Raw genomic sequence first — 19,200 nt, forward strand, 5'->3', positions numbered from 1 at the left:
ATCAAGCCGCTAGCCTATCCCAATCGTCATGCCCGGGCTTGTCCCGGGGCATCCACGTCTTCATAACCCACGCGAAGGCGTGGATTGGCCGGGACTTTAGATGCGAAGACGCGCTTCGCGCCTTAGCCCGGCCCTGACGGCCTTCTTATGCGAAAGACTTCGCGTAGCCCTCGACCACCGACTTCAGCTTGGCAGCGGTGTCGTCGGAGAGATCGCGGCTGTCGCGGATCACGTTGAGGATGTCGATGTGCTTGCCGCGCAGCAGCGAGAGCAGGCCGTCCTCGAACGCGCGCACCTTGTTGAGCGGCAGCGGATCGAGGTAACCGTTGGTGCCGGCCCAGATCACGCAGACCTGCTCTTCCATCTTCAGCGGCGAGAACTGCGGCTGCTTCAGGAGCTCGGTGAGACGCGAGCCGCGGTTGAGCAGGCGCTGGGTCGAGGCGTCGAGGTCGGAGCCGAACTGCGCGAACGCCGCCATTTCGCGGTACTGCGCGAGCTCGCCCTTGATCTTGCCGGCGACCTTCTTGGTGGCCTTGGTCTGAGCCGAGGAGCCGACGCGCGACACCGACAGACCGACGTTCACCGCAGGACGGATGCCCTGGAAGAACAGATCGGTTTCCAGGAAGATCTGGCCGTCAGTGATTGAGATGACGTTGGTGGGAATGTAGGCCGACACGTCGTTGGCCTGGGTTTCGATGACCGGCAGCGCGGTCAGCGAGCCCGAGCCCTGGTCCTTGTTCAGCTTCGCCGCGCGCTCGAGCAGGCGGGAGTGCAGATAGAACACGTCACCCGGATAGGCTTCGCGGCCCGGCGGGCGGCGCAGCAGCAGCGACATCTGGCGGTAGGCGACGGCCTGCTTGGACAGATCGTCATAGATGATGACCGCGTGCATGCCGTTGTCGCGGAAGTACTCGCCCATGGTGCAGCCGGTGAACGGCGCGATGTACTGCATCGGTGCCGGATCCGAGGCGGTGGCGGCGACGACGATCGAGTATTCGAGCGCGCCCTGCTCTTCCAGCACCTTCACGAACTGGGCAACGGTCGAACGCTTCTGGCCGACCGCGACGTAGACGCAGTACAGCTTGATGTTCTCGTCCGGCTGCGCATTGAGCGGCTTCTGGTTCAGGATGGTGTCGAGCGCGATCGCGGTCTTGCCGGTCTGGCGGTCGCCGATGATCAGCTCGCGCTGGCCGCGGCCGATCGGGATCAGCGCGTCGATCGCCTTGAGGCCGGTCGCCATCGGTTCGTTCACCGACTTGCGCGGAATGATGCCGGGCGCCTTGACGTCGACACGCATGCGCTTGTCGGCCTGGATCGGGCCCTTGCCGTCGATGGGATTGCCGAGCGCGTCGACGACGCGACCGAGCAGGCCCTTGCCGACCGGCGCGTCCACGATGGCGCGGGTGCGCTTGACGGTCTGGCCTTCCTTGATCTCGCGGTCGGCACCGAAAATAACGACACCAACGTTGTCGGTCTCCAGATTCAGCGCCATGCCGCGGGTGCCGTTCTCGAACTCGACCATTTCACCGGCCTGGACGTTGTCCAGACCGTAGACGCGGGCGATACCGTCGCCGACGGACAGCACCTGTCCGACTTCGGAGACTTCAGCTTCCTGGCCGAAATTCTTGATCTGGTCCTTGAGGATCGCGGAAATTTCCGCGGCGCGGATGTCCATCAGCCTGCCTCTTTCATCGCGTGCTTGATCGAATTGAGTTTGGTGCGAAGCGAACTATCAACCATGCGGCTGCCCAGCTTGACGACAAGGCCACCGATGATCGAGGGATCGACTTTCACGTTCAGCGCGACGTCCTTGCCGGTCACCGACTTCAGGGCAACCTTGAGGGCGTCGAGATTCTTGCCCGAGAGCGTTTCCGCGACGGTGACATCGGCCGTCGTCTCGCCCTTGAACTTGGCGACGAGGGCGCGGTAGGCGCGGATGACGTCCGACACCGTGAACAGGCGGCGGTTGGCGGTCAGCACCTTCAGGAAATTGGCGGAGATGCCGGCGATGCCGGCCTTGGTCAGGACGGCCGACAAGGCCCTGGACTGGGTGTCAGCCGCGAACACCGGGCTGCGGACGAGGCGATTGAGATCGGCGCTCTCGGTCAGCAGGGCCTCGAATTTCTCAAGATCGGCTTTGACTTCGTCGACCACTTTCTGGTCGCGGGCCAGTTCGAACAAGGCCGTTGCATAACGGCCGGACACACCGGAAACGGACGTATCTTCTGCAGCCACAGACGCGCTCTTTTTGCTGTCAAACTCGCAAGGGAAAAACCGTCGCCACGAAGCGGCGCCTAGCGATCCAAGCCCTTGGAATTCAAGCGGGACTTCGATTTTTCGAACAGCACGGGAGGTGCCGGGCTCGTTAAAATCGCGGCTTTGCTAACATAGCAGGCGCGCAGGTGCAACATGACGCCAAATTAAAGGCATGAGGATCTGTCGCCAGTTCGTCGCACGCCACGATGGCGTGACGATGAGCTCCCGCATCACGGAATTGCCGTGAGCCTCGCGGCGGCTCGGCACCCATTCGTTCCTGCCCTTAGCGCATACCGGCCATGAACACGGATCGCTAAGGCGTGAATCCCGCCGCGTCAGTTCCATGAGCCGAATACTTACCCAATTCTAAACGCTGGCGGAAATGACTTCATTTTACAGTATTCCCAAGTAATCGATTAGTTAATGAATTGATAAACAAAGGATTGCGGAACATCGACCGAATATCGGCACAGGTAACAAGATGTTTCATGACGACACAGAGCGGATTTACTGCCCAATTCACGCCGCATTGCGAAAGGAAACGCCATACCGCTCACAAACTGATGGGGGCTCCACTAGCCACATATGTGGCAATACTAGCTTAGGGACCACTAAATGCTGTCTTTGAAGACGCTGGGCTTTGCGACCCGGCCGCGCACGGCGATCGCTTTTGTTGCCGCAACTCTCTTCATCGGTGGAACTGCCACCGAGGCTTCCGCCAAATCCAGACATCACCGGCATCACCATCATCATCACCGCCACCACGCCCAGAACGATACCAACGCGAGCTCCGATTGGCGCAACGCCAATGCGTCGATGACGCCGTCGTCGGGCACGGGCCGCAGCTTCTCCGGCATCGCCTCCTATTATGGCAACGAATCCGGCAGCAAGACTGCTTCGGGCCAGCGCTTCAACCAGAACGCCATGACCGCCGCGCACCGTTCGCTGCCGTTCGGCACCAAGCTGCGCGTCACCCATGGCGGGCAGAGCGTCATCGTCACCATCAATGACCGCGGCCCGTTCATTCGCGGCCGCGTGCTCGACCTCTCCACCGGCGCTGCCCGCGCCATCGGCCTGACCGGCGCCGGCGTCGGCCGCGTCACCGCGGAAGTCGTCTCCTAACGCGCGAACCAGCGCCTCATCTCAGCCGCGCAGTTTTCATCAGTTTGATGCGCGCGTGAAGCAAGCCCGCGGTCTTGGGGGACCGCGGGCTTTTTTGTTGGCGTCGCCGTCATTCTGGGGCGCGCAACGAGGGTGGAGGCGCGCACCCCTCCCGCGCCGTCATTGCGAGCGCAGCGAAGCAATCCAGAAAATTTTCTGCGGGAAGACTCTGGATTGCTTCGTCGCTTCGCTCCTCGCAACGACGTGGAAAGAGTGCGCACAGCGCCTACAAAAAGCTCTGCGGATCGACGTCGACCTCGAGCTTGAGATTGCCCGTCGGCTTCGGGCACACGGCGAGCCAGTTCCGCAGATAATCCGACAGATCGAAGCCGCGCGCCGATTTCACCAGGATGCGGAAGCGGTAGCGGCCCTTGATGACCGCGAGCGGTGCTTCCGCCGGCCCCAGCACCACCACGCGCTCGTCTCGTGGCGCCAGCGCCACCAGGCAGCGGCCAAAGCCTTCCGCGCTCGGCCGGTCGCCTGCCGAGATGATCAGGCTGGCGAGCCGGCCGAACGGCGGATAGAGCGTCTTCTCGCGCAGGTCGATCTCGCTGTCGTAAAAGGCCTCGCGGTCGCAGGCGATCAGCGCCTTCATCACGGGATGATCGGGCTGGTGGGTCTGGAGATAGCCGACGCCGCGGCCCTGCTCGCGTCCGGCGCGGCCTATCACCTGGTTGAGCAATTGCCAGGTGCGCTCTGCCGCGCGCGGGTCGCCGTTGGAGAGGCCGAGATCCGCATCGACCACGCCGACCAGATTGAGCCGCGGGAAATTGTGCCCCTTCGCGACGAGCTGCGTGCCGATGATGATGTCGACACGACCCTCCGCGATCTCGGCAAGCTCGCTGCGCATCGTCTCGATCGAGGTGATGAGATCGCTCGACAGCACCATGGTGCGCGCGTCCGGGAACAGCGCGGCCGCCTCCTCCTGCAAGCGCTCGACACCTGGGCCGACGGCGACCAGCGATTCCTCCGCAGAGCAGTTCGGGCAGACGTGCGGGCGCGGCATCGAGAAACCGCAGTGATGACAGACGAGGCGCTGACGAAAGCGGTGATCGACCAGCCAGGCATCGCAGATGGTGCAGGCGAAGCGATGGCCGCAGGCACGGCACAGCGTCAGCGGCGCATAGCCGCGGCGATTGAGGAACAAGAGAGCCTGCTCGCGCCGCTCGATCGCGATCTTGATCTCGCCCGCAAGCCGGGGCGAGATGAAGCGGCCGCGCGCCGGCGGCTCGCGGCGGAGATCGATCGCCTCGATATGCGGCATGTGCTGGCCGCCGAAGCGCGAGGGCAGCGCGATGCGCTGATAGCGGTTCTTGCGCGCATTGACCTCGGACTCGACCGAGGGCGTCGCGGAGGCCAGCACGACCGGTATTTTGGCGATATGCGCGCGCACCACCGCCATGTCGCGGGCGTGGTAATGCACGCCATCGTCCTGCTTGTAGGCCTGGTCGTGCTCTTCGTCGACGACGATGAGGCCGAGATTGGCATAAGGCAGGAACAGCGCCGAGCGCGCGCCGACCACGACCGGCGCGCTGCCCGCGGAGATCGCCGCCCAATTGCGCGCACGGGTGCGCGGCGTCAGCTCCGAATGCCACTCCAGCGGCCGAACGCCGAAGCGCTGCGCGAAGCGGTCGAGGAATTGGCCGGTGAGCGCAATCTCCGGCATCAGGATCAGCGACTGTTTTCCGCGACGAATGGCTTCCGCCACGGCTTCGAAATAAACCTCGGTCTTGCCCGAGCCGGTGACGCCGTCGAGCAGCGCGACGTGGAAGGTGCCGTTGGCCGCGAGCGCGCGCATCGTATCGACCGCCGCGCGTTGGAGCGGTGTGAAATCCGGCCGGCCAAAATCCGGATCGGGTGCCGGCGGCGGCGGAGGCGGCGGCATCGGTTCGACCGTGAGCGTGCCTTCGTCGACGAGGCCGTCGATCACGCCGGCCGAGACGCCCGCTTCCTTGGCGGCCTCGGACTTGCCGTGCAGCAGCCGGTCCGACAGCACCGCAATCAGGCGCTGCCGCGCCGGCGTCAGGCGCTTCGGCGGATCGCCAACCAGCCGCACGCCGGCGCGCATCCGTTCAGGGCCGAGATTTTCGCCCATGCGCAGGCACATGCGCAGCACCATGCCGCGCGGGCTCAGCGTGTAATTGGCGACCCAATCGACGACCGCGCGCAGCTCGCCCTTCAAAGGCGGGATGTCGAGCTTCTCGCTGACGTCCTTGAGACGGTTATGCAGGCGCGGATCGGGATTGGCGTTTTCGGCCCAGACCACGGCCAGTACCTCGCGCGCCCCGAGCGGCACGCCGACGAGATCGCCGGCCTTCAGCTCCATCCCGCGCGGCACCTTGTAGGAATAGGTCTGGTCGAGCGCGACCGGCACCAGCACGTCGACCATGCGGGTCGCAGTGGCGGGGGCGGACGTGCTGCGCGACGAATGATCCATGAGCTGGCTTGGAGGGAGAATCGGAACCTTAGGACGCCTCAAGGCTAGCGCCCTGGGGCGGCCTTAGCGAACGATAAACGGGTGTGATGCGATATACTGTGCGGAATCACCACGTCCAGAGTGCATGAGCAAAGCGGCCGCCCCATCCATCGAACTCGCCAGCGCCGATCCCTCGGTCGCGCAAGAGATGGCGCGCTGGCTGTCGCATCTCGGCGCCGAACGGCGGCTGTCGCCGAAGACGCTGGAGGCCTATGGCCGCGACTTGCGGCAATGCCTGGATTTCCTCTGCTCCCATTGGGGCGAGCGCGTCACGCTTGAGCGCTTCGCCGCGCTGGAAGCCACTGATGTGCGCGCCTTCATGGCGATGCGCAGGGCCGACGATATTGCCGGTCGCTCGCTGATGCGCGCGCTCGCAGGCCTGCGCTCGTTCGGCCGCTTCCTCGAGCGCGAAGGCAAGGGCAAGGTCGGCGCGCTCTCCGCGATCCGCGCGCCGAAAGTCGCAAAAAGCCTGCCAAAGCCGCTGCCGATGGCGTCGGCCAAACGGCTTGCCGATGCCGACGAGCGCGCCGGCGAGGAACGCGAGACCTGGATTCTGGCGCGCGATGCTGCGGTGATGGCGCTGCTGTATGGCTCGGGCCTGCGCATCTCCGAAGCGCTCGGCCTGAAGCGTCGCGAGGTGCCGCGACCGGGCGAGGGCGACGTGCTCGTCGTCACCGGCAAAGGCAACAAGACCCGCATGGTGCCGGTGCTGCAAAACGTGCTCGCGCTGGTGCAGGAATACGTTGCGATGTGCCCGTATCCGCTGCCCCCCGAGGGCCCGATCTTCGTCGGCGCGCGCGGCGGGCCCTTGAGCCCCCGCATCATCCAGCTCGCGATGGAGCGGCTGCGCGGCGCGCTCGGCCTGCCCGACAGCGCCACCCCGCACGCGCTCCGCCATTCCTTCGCCACGCATCTGCTCTCGCGCGGCGGCGATCTGCGCGCGATTCAGGAATTGCTCGGCCATTCCTCGCTCTCGACCACACAGGTGTATACCGGCATCGATTCCGAGCGGCTGCTCGAAGTCTATGCCAGCGCGCATCCGCGGCGCTGACACACTGACGTCATAACGTGCTTGCCTCTTGCGCGGCGCACGCGGTTCGGTCAATCGTGGGGAACCGAGGCAGGAGGGACATCATGAGCGCACATGAAAGCATGGAGCATGCCGAGCACGCTGAACACGCGTCCGGCTCGAACAAGAAGATCGCGCTCCTGATCGCGGTTCTGGCGCTGTTCCTGGCGATCTCGGAAACGCTGGGCAAGGGCGCCCAGACCGAATCGATCAGCAAGAACGTCGAGGCTGCCAATCTCTGGGCGTTCTTCCAGGCCAAGAGCATCCGCCGCACCGTGGTGGTGACCGCGGCAGAACAGGGCAAGCTGACGCTGGGCGGCACGACCGACGAGGCCATGAAGGCGACGGTGCAGAAACAGGTCGACGACTGGACCAAGACCGCGCAGCGCTACCGCTCCGAGCCCGAGACCGGCGAGGGCACCGAGCAGCTCGCCGAGAAGGCCAAGCATGCCGAGCACGATCGCGACGAGGCGACCGCGAAGTACCATCACTTCGAGCTGGCCTCGGCCGCCTTCCAGATCGGCATCGTGCTGGCCTCGGCCACCATCATCACCGGCATGTTCGCGCTCGCCTATGTCAGTGGCGTGCTGACGATTGCCGGTCTGATCATGACCGCGCTCGGCCTGTGGTGGCCGCATCTATTGCATTTGCATTGAGGGCGGCGCGTGACGATGGCGCAGCGAATCCGTCGCCACACATTCCGCTGTCATGCCCCGGCTTGCCGCCTTGGCTAAAGCTCCGGCCGGCCGAGTACCCTTGTGGCCCCGGCGTAGCCTTGGCGGAGACGGGACCGGGCCATCCAGTACGCCGCGACGTCTCGGTTCAATCACCGACGTCTCTGGATACTGGATTGCCCGCCTTCGCGGGCAATGACAGTGAGTCTGTGGAGATGGCACCGAATATGAGGCGAGCAGCTATCGCGCTTCGTGCACGCTTTTGCGGAAGCGCTGGATCAGGCGGAGAGTGCGGGAGGACCATCCCTCGCCGTTGCCGGCGATCAGCTCGCGGATGCGCCGCTTGACCGGGTCGACCAGCGCGGCGGCCTTGGCGCGCACCTTCAACACCAGTTCGTAGAGCCGCTCGAACCAGTGCATCTCCAACAGTTTGGGGCGCGTCACGTCGAACACGAAGGCGGTGACGCCGAGGCCGAGCATCTTCGCGAAGACGATGGTGAACACCGCGCTCGTCCAGTATTCGTGCGCGAGCAGCCACAGGCCGACCAGCTTGAGCGGAAACAGCGGGATGATCGGGACCGCAAACACGATCAGCGTCATGGCCGGCGATAGCGCATCGACGCGCTCCGTCAGCCATTGCTTGAAGCGCGCGAGCGGGATCGCCGCGACGACTTTTGCAACGATCGGCTCGAGATGGTCCCACAGCCAGGCTTCGATCAGGAAGACGATCGCAAGCAGGACCCAGACCGGTTGAAGAAGGCGGCGCAGCATGTGTTGTCCCGCCCGATTCGGCTCGGGCCTTGGACTACATATGGATGGCCCGCTTGCCGACCGCAAGCGCGGCTTCCTTGACCGCTTCCGAGCGGGTCGGGTGGGCGTGGCAGGTGCGGGCGAGATCCTCCGCACTGCCACCAAACTCCATGAGAACGCACGCTTCATGGATCATTTCGCCGGCTTCGCGGCCGATAATGTGCACGCCGAGCACGCGATCGGTCTTCGCATCTGCGAGAATCTTCACAAAGCCGTCAGTGGTCTGGTTGACCTTGGAGCGACCGTTGGCGGTAAAGGGAAACTTGCCGACGGTATAGGCGACGCCGGCCTGCTTCAGTTCCTCCTCGGTCTTGCCGACGGAGGATACTTCCGGCGTGGTATACACGACGCCCGGAATGACTTCGTAGTTCACGTGGCCGGCCTGGCCCGCAATGATCTCTGCAACCGCAACGCCTTCATCCTCGGCCTTGTGCGCGAGCATCGGGCCTGCAACCACGTCGCCGATGGCGTACACGCCCCTCAGGCTGGTGGCGAAGTGCGGATCGATCTGGACGCGGCCGCGTGCGTCGAGCGCGACACCGGCTTCCTTCAGGCCGAGCCCGTCAGTGTAGGGCGTGCGGCCGATGCAGACCAGAACGACATCGGCCTCGATGGTCTCGGCGGCACCGCCGGCGGCCGGCTCGATTTTCGCGAGCAATGCCTTGCTGTTGGCTTCGACGCCGGTGACCTTCGAACCCAGCTTGAATGCAAATCCCTGCTTTTCAAGGATCCGCTGGAATTGCCGTGCGACCTCGCCGTCCATGCCGGGCAGAATGCGATCGAGGAATTCGACCACCATGACTTCGGATCCGAGCCGGCGCCACACAGAGCCAAGTTCGAGCCCGATCACGCCCGCACCAATAACCAGCAATCTGCCGGGCACCTTGTCCAGCGACAGCGCGCCGGTCGAGGACACGATGCGCTTCTCGTCGATCTCGATGCCCTTGAGACGCGCGATGTCCGAGCCGGTGGCGATCACGATGTTTTTGGTCTCGACTGTCTGCGACTTGCCGTCGGCGGAGACTTCGACCTTGCCGGTCCCCAAAATCTTGCCGGTGCCCTGGAGCACGTCGATCTTGTTCTTCTTCATCAGGAACTCGACGCCCTTGACGTTGCCGTCGATGCCCTGCTGCTTGAAGTTCATCATCGCCGGCAAATCGAGCTTCGGCGCGGAAACGCTCACGCCCATTTTCGCGAAGGAATGGCCGGCTTCCTCGAACATCTCGGACGCGTGCAGCAGCGCCTTGGAGGGCATGCAGCCGACATTGAGGCAGGTGCCGCCGAGGGTAGCGTTCTTTTCGACCACGGCGACTTTCATGCCGAGCTGGGCTGCACGCACCGCGCAGACATATCCGCCCGGTCCGGTGCCGATGACGACGAGATCGTAGGTAGCCATGAGAGAAAGTCCCGTAGGTTTAGCGTGATGAGCGTGATGAGAATGTGTCAGCGCCCGCCGGACACATCGAGAATGGCGGAGGTGACGTAGGAGGCCTCGTCCGAGATCAGCCAGACGATGGCGTTGGCGATTTCCTCGGCGGTGCCGACGCGCTTCATCGGCACCAGATGGGCCAGGCGATGGGCGCGGTCGGGCTCGCCGCCGGCGGCGTGGATTTCGGTGTCGATCAGGCCGGGGCGGATCGCGGCGACGCGGATGCCTTCGCCTGCGACCTCATAGCCGAGGCCGACGGTGAAGGAATCGACCGCGCCCTTGGACGCGGCGTAATCGACGTAGGTGTTGGGTGCTCCGAGCTTTGCCGCGACGGATGACAGGTTGACGATGACACCGCCCTTGCCGCCGTGCCTGGTCGACATCCGCTTCACCGCCTCGCGCGCGCAGAGAATGGAGCCGGTGACGTTCACGGCCATCACGCGCTGGATGCGTTCGGCCGACATCTCGTCGACGCGCACGCCGCTCTTGCCGACGATGCCGCCATTGTTGACGAGCGCGCCGAGCGTGCCGAACTTGTCGGCTTGCTTGAACAGTTCGAGGATATCGCTTTCCTCCGCGACATCGCATTTCACGGCGATGGCACTGCCGTTACCAGCCTCGATCTGCGCGACCACCTCGTCCGCGGCAATCTTGTTGCTGGCATAGCCGACCACGACGCGGAAGCCGCGCGCGGCCGCCGCAAGCGCGGTCGCCCGCCCGATGCCGCGGCTGCCGCCGGTAATGACAACGACCTTATCCGTCATGCGCGCCTCCATGGTTCGACACGCGCCGCCGCGAATGGCGACGGCGCTCGCAGAGCAACGGGAATCAGAGATCGAGCACCAGGCGTGCCGGATCTTCCAGGCTCTCCTTGACGCGGACCAGGAAGGTCACGGCTTCCTTGCCGTCGATGACGCGGTGATCGTAGGACAGCGCCAGATACATCATCGGGCGGACCTCGATCTTGCCGCCGACGACCATCGGCCGCTCCTGGATCTTGTGCATGCCCAAAATGCCGGACTGCGGCGCGTTCAGGATCGGGGTCGACATCAGCGAGCCGTAGATGCCGCCATTGGTGATGGTGAAGGTGCCGCCCTGCATCTCGTCGATCTTGAGCTGGCCGTCGCGGGCACGGCGGCCGAAATCGGCGATGCTCTTCTCGATGTCGGAGATCGACTTGTGGTCGCAGTCGCGCACCACGGGCACGACGAGACCCTTGTCGGTGCCGACGGCGACGCCGACGTGGTAGTAGTTCTTGTAGATCAGGTCGGTGCCGTCGATCTCGGCGTTGACGGCGGGAATGTCCTTCAGCGCCTGCACGACGGCCTTAGTGAAGAAGCCCATGAAGCCGAGCTTGGCGCCATGCTTCTTCTCGAACGCATCCTTGTAATGGGCACGCAGCGCCATGACGTTGGTCATGTCGACCTCGTTGAAGGTCGTGAGCATGGCGGCGGTGTTTTGCACGTCCTTGAGGCGGCGCGCGATGGTCTGGCGCAGGCGGGTCATCTTGACGCGCTCTTCGCGGGCGGCGTCATCGGCCGGCGACGGCGCGCGCACCTGCACGGCGGCGGCGGGTTGGTTGACCGGGGTCGGCGCGGACGCCGCACGCTCGATCGCGGCGAGCATGTCGCCCTTGGTGACGCGGCCGTCCTTGCCGGAGCCCGGAACGGTCGAGGCATCGATGCCGGTCTCGGCCGACAGCTTGCGCACCGAGGGGGCGAGCGGCGCATCGGCCGGCGGCGCTTTCGCGGCCGAGGCTGCTGCAGGAGCGGCGGCAGCGGCCGCAGGAGCAGCAGCGGCGGGCTTCGCGGCAGCAGCGGCCGGCTTTGCAGCACCTGCGCCTTCCGTGATCTGACCGAGCAGCGCACCGACTGCAACGGTCGCGCCATCGGCGGCGATGATCTCGCTCAGCGTGCCGGCGGAGGGCGCCGGGACCTCGATGGTGACCTTGTCGGTCTCGAGCTCCACCAAGGGCTCGTCCACGGCGACGGGGTCGCCGGCCTTCTTGAACCAGCGGCCGATGGTGGCCTCGGTGACGGATTCGCCGAGCGTCGGCACACGAATTTCAGTCATGGTCTTTTCCTTAAGGAGATCGCCAATGCGGTCATAAGTGCGGATGTCATCGCCTGCGAAAAGCAAGCCAGCCAGCAAACCGGGCGTGCGTATGCTGCACGGACGACACGGCGTACTGGATGCCCCACCCCAGTACGCAGTCGCGCACGAGGCGGGGCATGACACAGTTCAAAAAGTTCAGCTCAGTGCTTCGTCCAGGAACGCCTTCAGCTGCGCCTGATGCTTGGACATCAGACCCGTGGCGGTCGCGGCCGAGGCGGCACGACCGACATAACGCGGACGCCGGCTCGCGCCGTTCACCTGGTTCAGCACCCATTCCAGATAGGGCTCGATGAAGTGCCAGGCTCCCATGTTGCGGGGCTCTTCCTGGCACCAGATCACTTCGGCCTTCTTGAAGCGAGACAGCTCGGCCACCAGCGCCTTCAGCGGCACCGGATAGAGCTGCTCGACGCGCATCAGATAGATGTCGTCGATTCCGCGTTTCTCGCGCTCCTCATAGAGGTCGTAATAGACCTTGCCGGAGCAGAGCACGATGCGGCGGATCTTGTCGTCAGGGACGAGCTTGATCGCCTCGTTCGGCAGCATCTGGGCGTCATCATAGAGGATGCGGTGGAAAGTCGTGCCCTTCGCCAGCTCCTCGAGACGCGACACCGCCCGCTTGTGGCGCAGCAGCGATTTCGGCGTCATCATGATCAGCGGCTTGCGGATCTCGCGGTGGAGCTGACGCCGCAGCACGTGGAAGTAGTTCGCCGGCGTGGTCGGATAGACCACCTGCATGTTGTCTTCGGCGCACATCTGCAAATAACGCTCGAGACGTGCCGAGGAGTGCTCCGGTCCCTGGCCCTCATAGCCATGCGGCAAGAGGCAGACGAGACCGGACATGCGCAGCCATTTGCGCTCGCCCGAGGAGATGAACTGGTCGAACACGACCTGCGCGCCGTTGGCGAAGTCGCCGAACTGGGCTTCCCACAGCGTCAGCGTGTTCGGCTCCGCGAGCGAATAGCCGTATTCGAAGCCGAGCACGGCCTCTTCAGACAGCAGCGAGTTGATGACCTCGTAATGGCCCTGCTCGGTGCCCAGATGGTTGAACGGCGTGTAGCGGCTCTCGTCTTCCTGGTCGATCAGGACGGAGTGACGCTGCGAGAACGTGCCGCGCTCGGAATCCTGTCCGGACAGGCGGACGTGATGGTGTTCGTGAAGCAGCGTGCAGAACGCCAGCGCCTCGCCGGTCGCCCAGTCGATGCCGACGCCGTTCTCGATCGCCCTGGCGCGATTTTCCAGAAAACGCTGAATGGTGCGGTGGACCCGGAAGCCGTCCGGCACCTTGGTGATCTTCCGGCCGATGTCTTTGAGGATTGGCAGGTCGACGCCGGTGACGCCGCGGCGCGCATCCTCTTCCTGGTCGGCGATCTTGAAGCCCGCCCATTTGCCGTCGAGCCAGTCGGCCTTGTTCGGCTTGTAGGACGTGCCGGCCTCGAACTCGGCATCGAGCCGGGCGCGCCAGTCGGCCTTGGCCTTGTCGACCTCGCCCTCGGTGATCACGCCTTCGCTGATCAGACGCCGCGAGTAGAGCTCCAGCGTCGAGGGATGGGCGGCAATCCTCTTGTACATCACCGGCTGGGTGAAGGCCGGCTCGTCGCCCTCGTTATGGCCATGCCTGCGGTAGCAGAACATGTCGATAACGACGGGCTTGTGGAATTTCTGCCGGAACTCGGTAGCAACCTTGGCCGCGAACACGACCGCTTCCGGATCGTCGCCGTTCACGTGGAAGATCGGCGCATCGATCATCTTCGCCACGTCTGACGGGTAGGGCGACGAGCGCGAGTAACGCGGATAGGTGGTGAAGCCGATCTGGTTGTTGACGATGAAGTGCACGGAGCCGCCGGTGCGGTAGCCCTTCAGGTCCGACAGACCGAAGCATTCGGCAACGACACCTTGGCCAGCGAACGCCGCGTCGCCGTGCATCAGCAGCGGCATGACGGAGATGCGCATATCCGGCGGATCGCCGTGCTGGTCCTGCTTGGCGCGGACCTTGCCGAGCACGACGGGATCGACGATCTCGAGATGCGAGGGGTTCGCCGTCAGCGACAGGTGGATGCGGTTGCCGTCGAACTCGCGGTCCGAGGAGGCGCCGAGGTGATACTTGACGTCCCCGGAGCCTTCGACTGCATCGGGATTGGCCGAGCCGCCCTTGAATTCGTGGAACAGTGCACGGTGCGGCTTGCCCATCACCTGGGTCAGCACGTTGAGGCGGCCGCGATGCGGCATGCCCAGCACGATCTCCTTCACGCCGAGATTGCCGCCACGCTTGATGATCTGCTCCAGCGCGGGAATCAGCGATTCACCGCCGTCGAGGCCGAAGCGCTTGGTGCCGGTGAACTTGGTGTCGCAGAATTTCTCGAAGCCTTCGGCTTCGATCAGTTTCATCAGGATGGCGCGGCGACCTTCGCGGGTGAACGAGATCTCCTTGTCCGGCCCCTCGATGCGCTCCTGGATCCAGGCCTTCTGCGCGGCATTGCTGATGTGCATGAACTCGACGCCGAGGGTCTGGCAGTAGGTGCGCTCGCAGATCGCGGTGATCTCGCGCAGCGTGCCGTATTCGAGACCGAGCACGTGATCGAGGAAGATCTTGCGGTCGAAATCGGCTTCGCTGAAGCCGTAGGTGCGCGGGTCGAGCTCTTCGCGATTGCGCGGGGCTTCGATGCCGAGCGGATCGAGCTTGGCATGGAAGTGGCCGCGCATGCGGTAGGAGCGGATCAGCATCAGGGCGCGGACGGAGTCGCGCGTGGCCTGGAGCAGGTCGGCGGAAGATAGGCCGCCCCCCTTGGCCTGCGCCTTGGCGGCGATCTTGTTGCCGACCGATTTCTCGACCTCGGCCCAGTTGCCGTCGAGAGCGGAGGTCAGCTCGTCTTGCGGGGTCAGCGGCCAGTTGGCGCGCTCCCAGGAAGGACCTTCGGCGTTCTTGCTGATGTCGCCGGGCTGGTCATTCAGGCTCTTGAAGAACTCCTGCCACTCGGGGTCGACCGAGGACGGATCCTTCTGGTAGCGGGCGTAGATTTCGTCGATGTAGGTGGCGTTGGTGCCCTGCAAAAAGGATGAGAGGGCAAAGGCTGCGTTCGCGTCCTGGCGAGACATACTGGAGTTCCTGGCGATTTCGGTTCGCGCATAACAAACGGCGCTGGCGCCGAGCTCCCGGCAGAGGCTCGGCGCGACAGGCACCCTTTACCCTATTTGCTGCGAAACTTCGCCCGGAAAAATACGAAGAAGTGAATTACCCCTTCAACTTTTCGGCAAGCGTATGACCAAGGCGTGCGGGCGACGGAGAGACCAGGATTCCGGCCGATTTCATCGCTTCGGTCTTGGAACCGGCGTCGCCCTTGCCGCCCGAGATGATCGCGCCGGCGTGGCCCATCCGGCGGCCGGGAGGTGCGGTGACACCGGCAATGAAGCCGACCATCGGCTTGTTGCGGCCGCGCTTGGCCTCGTCCTTGAGGAACTGGGCGGCGTCCTCCTCGGCGGAACCGCCGATCTCGCCGATCATGATGATCGACTCGGTCTTGGGATCGGCGAGCAGCATTTCCAGCACGTCGATGAACTCGGTTCCCTTAACCGGGTCGCCGCCGATGCCGACGGCAGTGGTCTGGCCGAGGCCCTCCTGGGAGGTCTGGAACACGGCTTCATAGGTCAAAGTGCCGGAGCGGGAGACGATGCCGACGCTGCCGGTCTTGAAGATGTTGGCCGGCATGATGCCGATCTTGCACTCGCCCGCGGTCATGACGCCCGGGCAGTTCGGCCCGATCAGGCGCGACTTGGAACCGATCAGCGAGCGCTTCACCCGCACCATGTCGACGACCGGAATGCCTTCGGTGATGCAGACGATCAGCGGAATCTCGGCATCGATGGCTTCGCAGATCGCGTCCGCCGCGCCCGGCGGGGGCACGTAGATCACCGACGCATCGGCGCCGGTCTTCTCACGCGCCTCGCGCACGGTATCGAACACCGGCAGGCCCAGATGCGTCGCGCCGCCTTTACCCGGCGAGGTGCCGCCGACCATCTTGGTGCCATAGGCAATCGCGGCCTCGGAATGGAAGGTGCCGTTCTTGCCGGTAAAGCCCTGGCAGATGACCTTGGTGTTCTTGTCGATCAGGATGGACATGAGGTCTGCTTTCGCGAACTAACGAGTGAGAGGTCAGTGGATGCGGCGGTAGACGCCGGTGAGCACGTCGGCCCAGCCTTCCGCGTCCGGCGAGAACTGGATCTTCAACGAATAGGAATTGTCGTCGATGATCTCGTAGACGTGGCGCGCATTGCCGCGGAGCGAGCCGCGCACCAGCGTCAGGGTCTTGCCGACCCAGCCGCCGGAGGCGGGCGAGGGCGGCGTGTAGCCGAGCGAGTCGTACCAGAACAATTTGTAGGTCCGATCGTCGCGGTCGTAGGTGAAGATGCCGTGAGTGGCGAAGACCTGCTTGCCGTCGCGCATCTGGACCGAGTCCTGGATCAGATAGAACCCGTTGAGCTCCAACCGCGCGACGACGTGAGAGGTGGCCGGTCCGCCCTCCGTCCAGCGCGACGGGAAGACCATCTCTTCACCATCCCATTCGCCGGCAAACGCGGCGAGGCGCGCGTGCTCGGGGAGCGGAGATGATGCGGCGAGATGGTCCTGGGCCATGACCTTAGCCTCCCTTGACGGCCTTCACGATCTTCTGCGCGGCGTCGTCGAGATTGTCGGCCGGCACCACATTCAGGCCGGATTCACGGATGATCTTCTTGCCGAGCTCGACATTGGTGCCTTCGAGGCGCACCACCAGCGGCACGCTGAGACCGACCTCGCGGACGGCGGCTGTGACGCCCTCGGCGATCACGTCGCACTTCATGATGCCGCCGAAGATGTTGACCAGAATGCCCTTCACGTTGGGGTCCGCGGTGATGATCTTGAAGGCGGCCGCGACCTTCTCCTTGCTGGCGCTGCCGCCGACGTCGAGGAAGTTGGCCGGCGACATGCCGTAGAGCTTGATGATGTCCATCGTCGCCATGGCGAGACCGGCGCCGTTGACCATGCAGCCGATGTTGCCGTCGAGGGTGACGTAGTTCAGGTCGTATTTCGACGCCTCGATTTCCTTGGCATCTTCCTCGGTCTCGTCGCGCAGGGCGAGCACCTCGGGATGACGGAACAGCGCGTTGTCGTCGAACGAGACCTTGGCGTCGAGCACGCGGAGCTGGCCCTGCTTGGTCACGACCAGCGGGTTGATCTCCAGCATCGACATGTCCTTGGCGACGAAGGCGGCGTAGAGCTGCGCGGTGAGCTTTTCGGCCTGCTTGGCGAGATCGCCTGATAGCTTCAGCGCCTTCGCCACCGTGCGGCCGTGATGGCCCATGACGCCGGTCGCGGGATCGACCGAGAAGGTGACGATCTTCTCAGGGCTGTTGTGCGCGACCTCCTCGATGTTGACGCCGCCCTCGGTCGACACCACGAAGGAGACGCGCGAGGTCTCGCGATCGACCAGGATCGAGAGGTAGAATTCCTTGTCGATGTCGGAGCCGTCCTCGATGTAGAGGCGGTTGACCTGCTTGCCGGCGGGACCGGTTTGCACGGTCACCAGCGTCGCGCCCAGCATCTGCTTGGCGAATTCGGAGACCTCGGCGGCCGACTTGGCGATGCGGACGCCGCCCTTGTCGCCGGCGCTGGCTTCCTTGAATTTGCCTTTACCGCGGCCGCCGGCATGGATCTGGCTCTTCACGACCCAGACCGGACCCGGCAGCGCCTTGGCGGCGGCTTCCGCGTCGGCCGGCTTGAGGACGGGCACGCCCTTGGAAATTGGCACGCCGAACTCATTCAGCAGCGCTTTGGCCTGGTACTCATGAATATTCATATGGTCGCTCCCTGAACCCGCGGGCGGTGACCTCAAGGGCCCACCTCAGTCTTGTGGCTGGCATACCATATACCACAGGAACTGCAACCCGGATTCTTTGACTTCGAGATCTCTGGACTGCCGAACCGGAAAGCCCGGCACGATGCGCGGGCCCCGGAAACGGAACCGCCGAAGACCGGTTTTCGGACTTCGGCGGGAATTGCTGGCGCTTAGCGGCCGAGAAGATCGGGGGCGATCTTCTTGCAGGCGGCGACGAGGCCCTGCACCGCGCCGACCGACTTGTCGAAGGCCTCGCGGTCCTTGCCGGCGAGTTCGATCTCGACCACGCGCTCGACGCCCTTGGAGCCGATCACGACGGGCACGCCGACATACATATCCTTCACGCTGTACTCGCCGTTCAGGTAGGCGGCGCAGGGCAGCACACGCTTCTTGTCCTTCAGATAGCTCTCGGCCATGGCGATCGCGGACGCCGCCGGGGCGTAGAAGGCCGAGCCGGTCTTGAGCAGATTGACGATCTCGGCGCCGCCGTTGCGGGTGCGGTCGACGATCTCGTCGAGACGCGCCTGCGAGGTCCAGCCCATCTTGACGAGGTCGGGCAGCGGGATGCCGGCGACGGTGGAGTACTTCACCAGCGGCACCATGGTGTCGCCATGGCCGCCGAGCACGAAGGCGGTGACGTCCTCGACGGAGACGTTGAACTCATCGGCCAGGAAGTAGCGGAAGCGTGCCGAATCCAGCACGCCGGCCATGCCGACGACCTTCTTGTGCGGCAAGCCCGAGGCCTTCTGCAGTGCCCAGACCATCGCGTCGAGCGGGTTGGTGATGCAGATGACGAAGGCGTCGGGGGCGTACTTCTTGATGCCGGCGCCGACCTGCTCCATGACCTTGAGGTTGATGGAGAGGAGGTCGTCGCGGCTCATGCCGGGCTTGCGCGGCACGCCGGCGGTGACGATGCAGACCTTTGCGTTGTCGAGCGCCTCGTAGGAGTTCGCACCGGCATAATGCGCGTCAAAACCGTCGACCGGGGAGGACTGCGCAATGTCGAGCGCCTTGCCCTGCGGCACACCCTCGGCGATGTCGAACATCACGACGTCGCCCAGTTCTTTCAGGCCGATGAGGTGAGCCAGCGTTCCGCCGATCTGACCGGAGCCAATCAAAGCAATCTTGTCGCGCGCCATGTGAGCCTGTCCTTTAGACACGTAAGGAGGGAAAACTGAGACGGGTGGTTATCCCTTTCGCCTCCCCCGTTCAAGTCGGTGGATGCCCAATTGTCGAGCTTGCCGCGATTCCGGCCAGCAGCCTCTAAGCCGTCATTCCGGGGCGCCTGCGCCATTGCGCGGGCGAACCCGGAATCTCGAAATTGTAGCGCGAGATTCCGGGTT

Annotated in this window: 15 protein-coding genes; 3 read left to right on the forward strand and 12 right to left on the reverse strand. The window is 64.4% G+C overall.

The features are described from left to right. Positions 1 to 145: 145 nt before the first annotated feature. Together atpA and IVB01_RS05045 are read right to left on the reverse strand one after the other, a co-directional pair. A complete protein-coding gene (atpA, locus tag IVB01_RS05040; protein WP_247494284.1) occupies positions 146 to 1,675 on the reverse strand; it encodes a F0F1 ATP synthase subunit alpha in 1,530 nt (509 codons plus the stop codon). Beyond that, a complete protein-coding gene (locus IVB01_RS05045) occupies positions 1,675 to 2,235 on the reverse strand; it encodes a F0F1 ATP synthase subunit delta (protein WP_247281232.1) in 561 nt (186 codons plus the stop codon). Before IVB01_RS05045 ends, atpA begins: the two co-directional genes overlap by 1 nt. 636 nt (positions 2,236 to 2,871) lie before the next feature. Between IVB01_RS05045 and IVB01_RS05050 the strand changes: the two genes are divergently transcribed. Next, the gene (locus IVB01_RS05050) at positions 2,872 to 3,378 is read left to right on the forward strand and encodes a septal ring lytic transglycosylase RlpA family protein (protein WP_247281233.1); all 507 of its coding nucleotides are present in this window, start codon (positions 2,872 to 2,874) and stop codon (positions 3,376 to 3,378) included. A 265-nt stretch (positions 3,379 to 3,643) separates the two neighbouring features. On the opposite strand, the gene IVB01_RS05055 is transcribed toward IVB01_RS05050, so the two are convergent. Then, positions 3,644 to 5,854, reverse strand: a complete 2,211-nt coding sequence (locus tag IVB01_RS05055; RefSeq protein ID WP_247281234.1) for a primosomal protein N' — start codon at positions 5,852 to 5,854, stop codon at positions 3,644 to 3,646. A 124-nt stretch (positions 5,855 to 5,978) separates the two neighbouring features. Between IVB01_RS05055 and IVB01_RS05060 the strand changes: the two genes are divergently transcribed. Further along, entirely contained in the window at positions 5,979 to 6,944 is a 966-nt protein-coding gene (locus tag IVB01_RS05060; RefSeq protein WP_247281235.1) for a tyrosine recombinase XerC, read from the forward strand. 83 nt (positions 6,945 to 7,027) lie between these two features. After that, the gene (locus IVB01_RS05065) at positions 7,028 to 7,618 is read left to right on the forward strand and encodes a DUF4337 domain-containing protein (protein ID WP_247281236.1); all 591 of its coding nucleotides are present in this window, start codon (positions 7,028 to 7,030) and stop codon (positions 7,616 to 7,618) included. Between the two features lie 258 nt (positions 7,619 to 7,876). On the opposite strand, the gene IVB01_RS05070 is transcribed toward IVB01_RS05065, so the two are convergent. The 9 genes from IVB01_RS05070 to mdh form a co-directional block, all read right to left on the reverse strand. After that, positions 7,877 to 8,407 (reverse strand): hypothetical protein, encoded by a 531-nt coding sequence (locus IVB01_RS05070; protein ID WP_247281237.1) that lies wholly within the window; start codon positions 8,405 to 8,407, stop codon positions 7,877 to 7,879. A gap of 34 nt (positions 8,408 to 8,441) precedes the next feature. Next, positions 8,442 to 9,842: a dihydrolipoyl dehydrogenase gene (gene lpdA, locus IVB01_RS05075; protein ID WP_247281238.1), complete on the reverse strand. Its 1,401-nt coding sequence runs from the start codon at positions 9,840 to 9,842 to the stop codon at positions 8,442 to 8,444. 47 nt (positions 9,843 to 9,889) lie between these two features. Then, positions 9,890 to 10,639, reverse strand: coding sequence for an SDR family oxidoreductase (locus IVB01_RS05080; protein ID WP_247281239.1), 750 nt, complete (start codon positions 10,637 to 10,639; stop codon positions 9,890 to 9,892). A gap of 64 nt (positions 10,640 to 10,703) precedes the next feature. Next, complete coding sequence (gene odhB / locus IVB01_RS05085) at positions 10,704 to 11,948, reverse strand: 2-oxoglutarate dehydrogenase complex dihydrolipoyllysine-residue succinyltransferase (RefSeq protein WP_247281240.1); 1,245 nt, start codon at positions 11,946 to 11,948, stop codon at positions 10,704 to 10,706. A 177-nt stretch (positions 11,949 to 12,125) separates the two neighbouring features. Further along, the gene (locus IVB01_RS05090; RefSeq protein WP_247281241.1) at positions 12,126 to 15,083 is read right to left on the reverse strand and encodes a 2-oxoglutarate dehydrogenase E1 component; all 2,958 of its coding nucleotides are present in this window, start codon (positions 15,081 to 15,083) and stop codon (positions 12,126 to 12,128) included. 136 nt (positions 15,084 to 15,219) lie between these two features. Beyond that, positions 15,220 to 16,104 carry a succinate--CoA ligase subunit alpha gene (gene sucD, locus IVB01_RS05095; protein ID WP_247281242.1) on the reverse strand — a complete coding sequence of 295 codons (885 nt, stop codon included), beginning with the start codon at positions 16,102 to 16,104 and terminating at the stop codon, positions 15,220 to 15,222. A 33-nt stretch (positions 16,105 to 16,137) separates the two neighbouring features. Further along, positions 16,138 to 16,617 (reverse strand): DUF1579 family protein, encoded by a 480-nt coding sequence (locus IVB01_RS05100; protein ID WP_247281243.1) that lies wholly within the window; start codon positions 16,615 to 16,617, stop codon positions 16,138 to 16,140. A gap of 4 nt (positions 16,618 to 16,621) precedes the next feature. Beyond that, positions 16,622 to 17,818, reverse strand: a complete 1,197-nt coding sequence (gene sucC, locus IVB01_RS05105; protein ID WP_247281244.1) for an ADP-forming succinate--CoA ligase subunit beta — start codon at positions 17,816 to 17,818, stop codon at positions 16,622 to 16,624. A 209-nt stretch (positions 17,819 to 18,027) separates the two neighbouring features. Next, complete coding sequence (mdh, locus tag IVB01_RS05110; RefSeq protein WP_247281245.1) at positions 18,028 to 18,996, reverse strand: malate dehydrogenase; 969 nt, start codon at positions 18,994 to 18,996, stop codon at positions 18,028 to 18,030. Between the last annotated feature and the right edge of the window lie 204 nt (positions 18,997 to 19,200).

This window comes from Bradyrhizobium sp. 164 (assembly GCF_023073715.1).
Lineage (GTDB): Bacteria > Pseudomonadota > Alphaproteobacteria > Rhizobiales > Xanthobacteraceae > Bradyrhizobium.

Coding starts and splice junctions, on each gene's coding strand:
- sucC (WP_247281244.1), bottom strand. CDS start 17,818: ATGAATATTCATGAGTACCAGGCCAAAGCGCTGCTGAATGAGTTCGGC.
- IVB01_RS05050 (WP_247281233.1), top strand. CDS start 2,872: ATGCTGTCTTTGAAGACGCTGGGCTTTGCGACCCGGCCGCGCACGGCG.
- IVB01_RS05065 (WP_247281236.1), top strand. CDS start 7,028: ATGAGCGCACATGAAAGCATGGAGCATGCCGAGCACGCTGAACACGCG.
- IVB01_RS05070 (WP_247281237.1), bottom strand. CDS start 8,407: ATGCTGCGCCGCCTTCTTCAACCGGTCTGGGTCCTGCTTGCGATCGTC.
- IVB01_RS05090 (WP_247281241.1), bottom strand. CDS start 15,083: ATGTCTCGCCAGGACGCGAACGCAGCCTTTGCCCTCTCATCCTTTTTG.
- IVB01_RS05055 (WP_247281234.1), bottom strand. CDS start 5,854: ATGGATCATTCGTCGCGCAGCACGTCCGCCCCCGCCACTGCGACCCGC.
- lpdA (WP_247281238.1), bottom strand. CDS start 9,842: ATGGCTACCTACGATCTCGTCGTCATCGGCACCGGACCGGGCGGATAT.
- atpA (WP_247494284.1), bottom strand. CDS start 1,675: ATGGACATCCGCGCCGCGGAAATTTCCGCGATCCTCAAGGACCAGATC.
- IVB01_RS05060 (WP_247281235.1), top strand. CDS start 5,979: ATGAGCAAAGCGGCCGCCCCATCCATCGAACTCGCCAGCGCCGATCCC.
- mdh (WP_247281245.1), bottom strand. CDS start 18,996: ATGGCGCGCGACAAGATTGCTTTGATTGGCTCCGGTCAGATCGGCGGA.
- IVB01_RS05100 (WP_247281243.1), bottom strand. CDS start 16,617: ATGGCCCAGGACCATCTCGCCGCATCATCTCCGCTCCCCGAGCACGCG.
- odhB (WP_247281240.1), bottom strand. CDS start 11,948: ATGACTGAAATTCGTGTGCCGACGCTCGGCGAATCCGTCACCGAGGCC.
- sucD (WP_247281242.1), bottom strand. CDS start 16,104: ATGTCCATCCTGATCGACAAGAACACCAAGGTCATCTGCCAGGGCTTT.
- IVB01_RS05080 (WP_247281239.1), bottom strand. CDS start 10,639: ATGACGGATAAGGTCGTTGTCATTACCGGCGGCAGCCGCGGCATCGGG.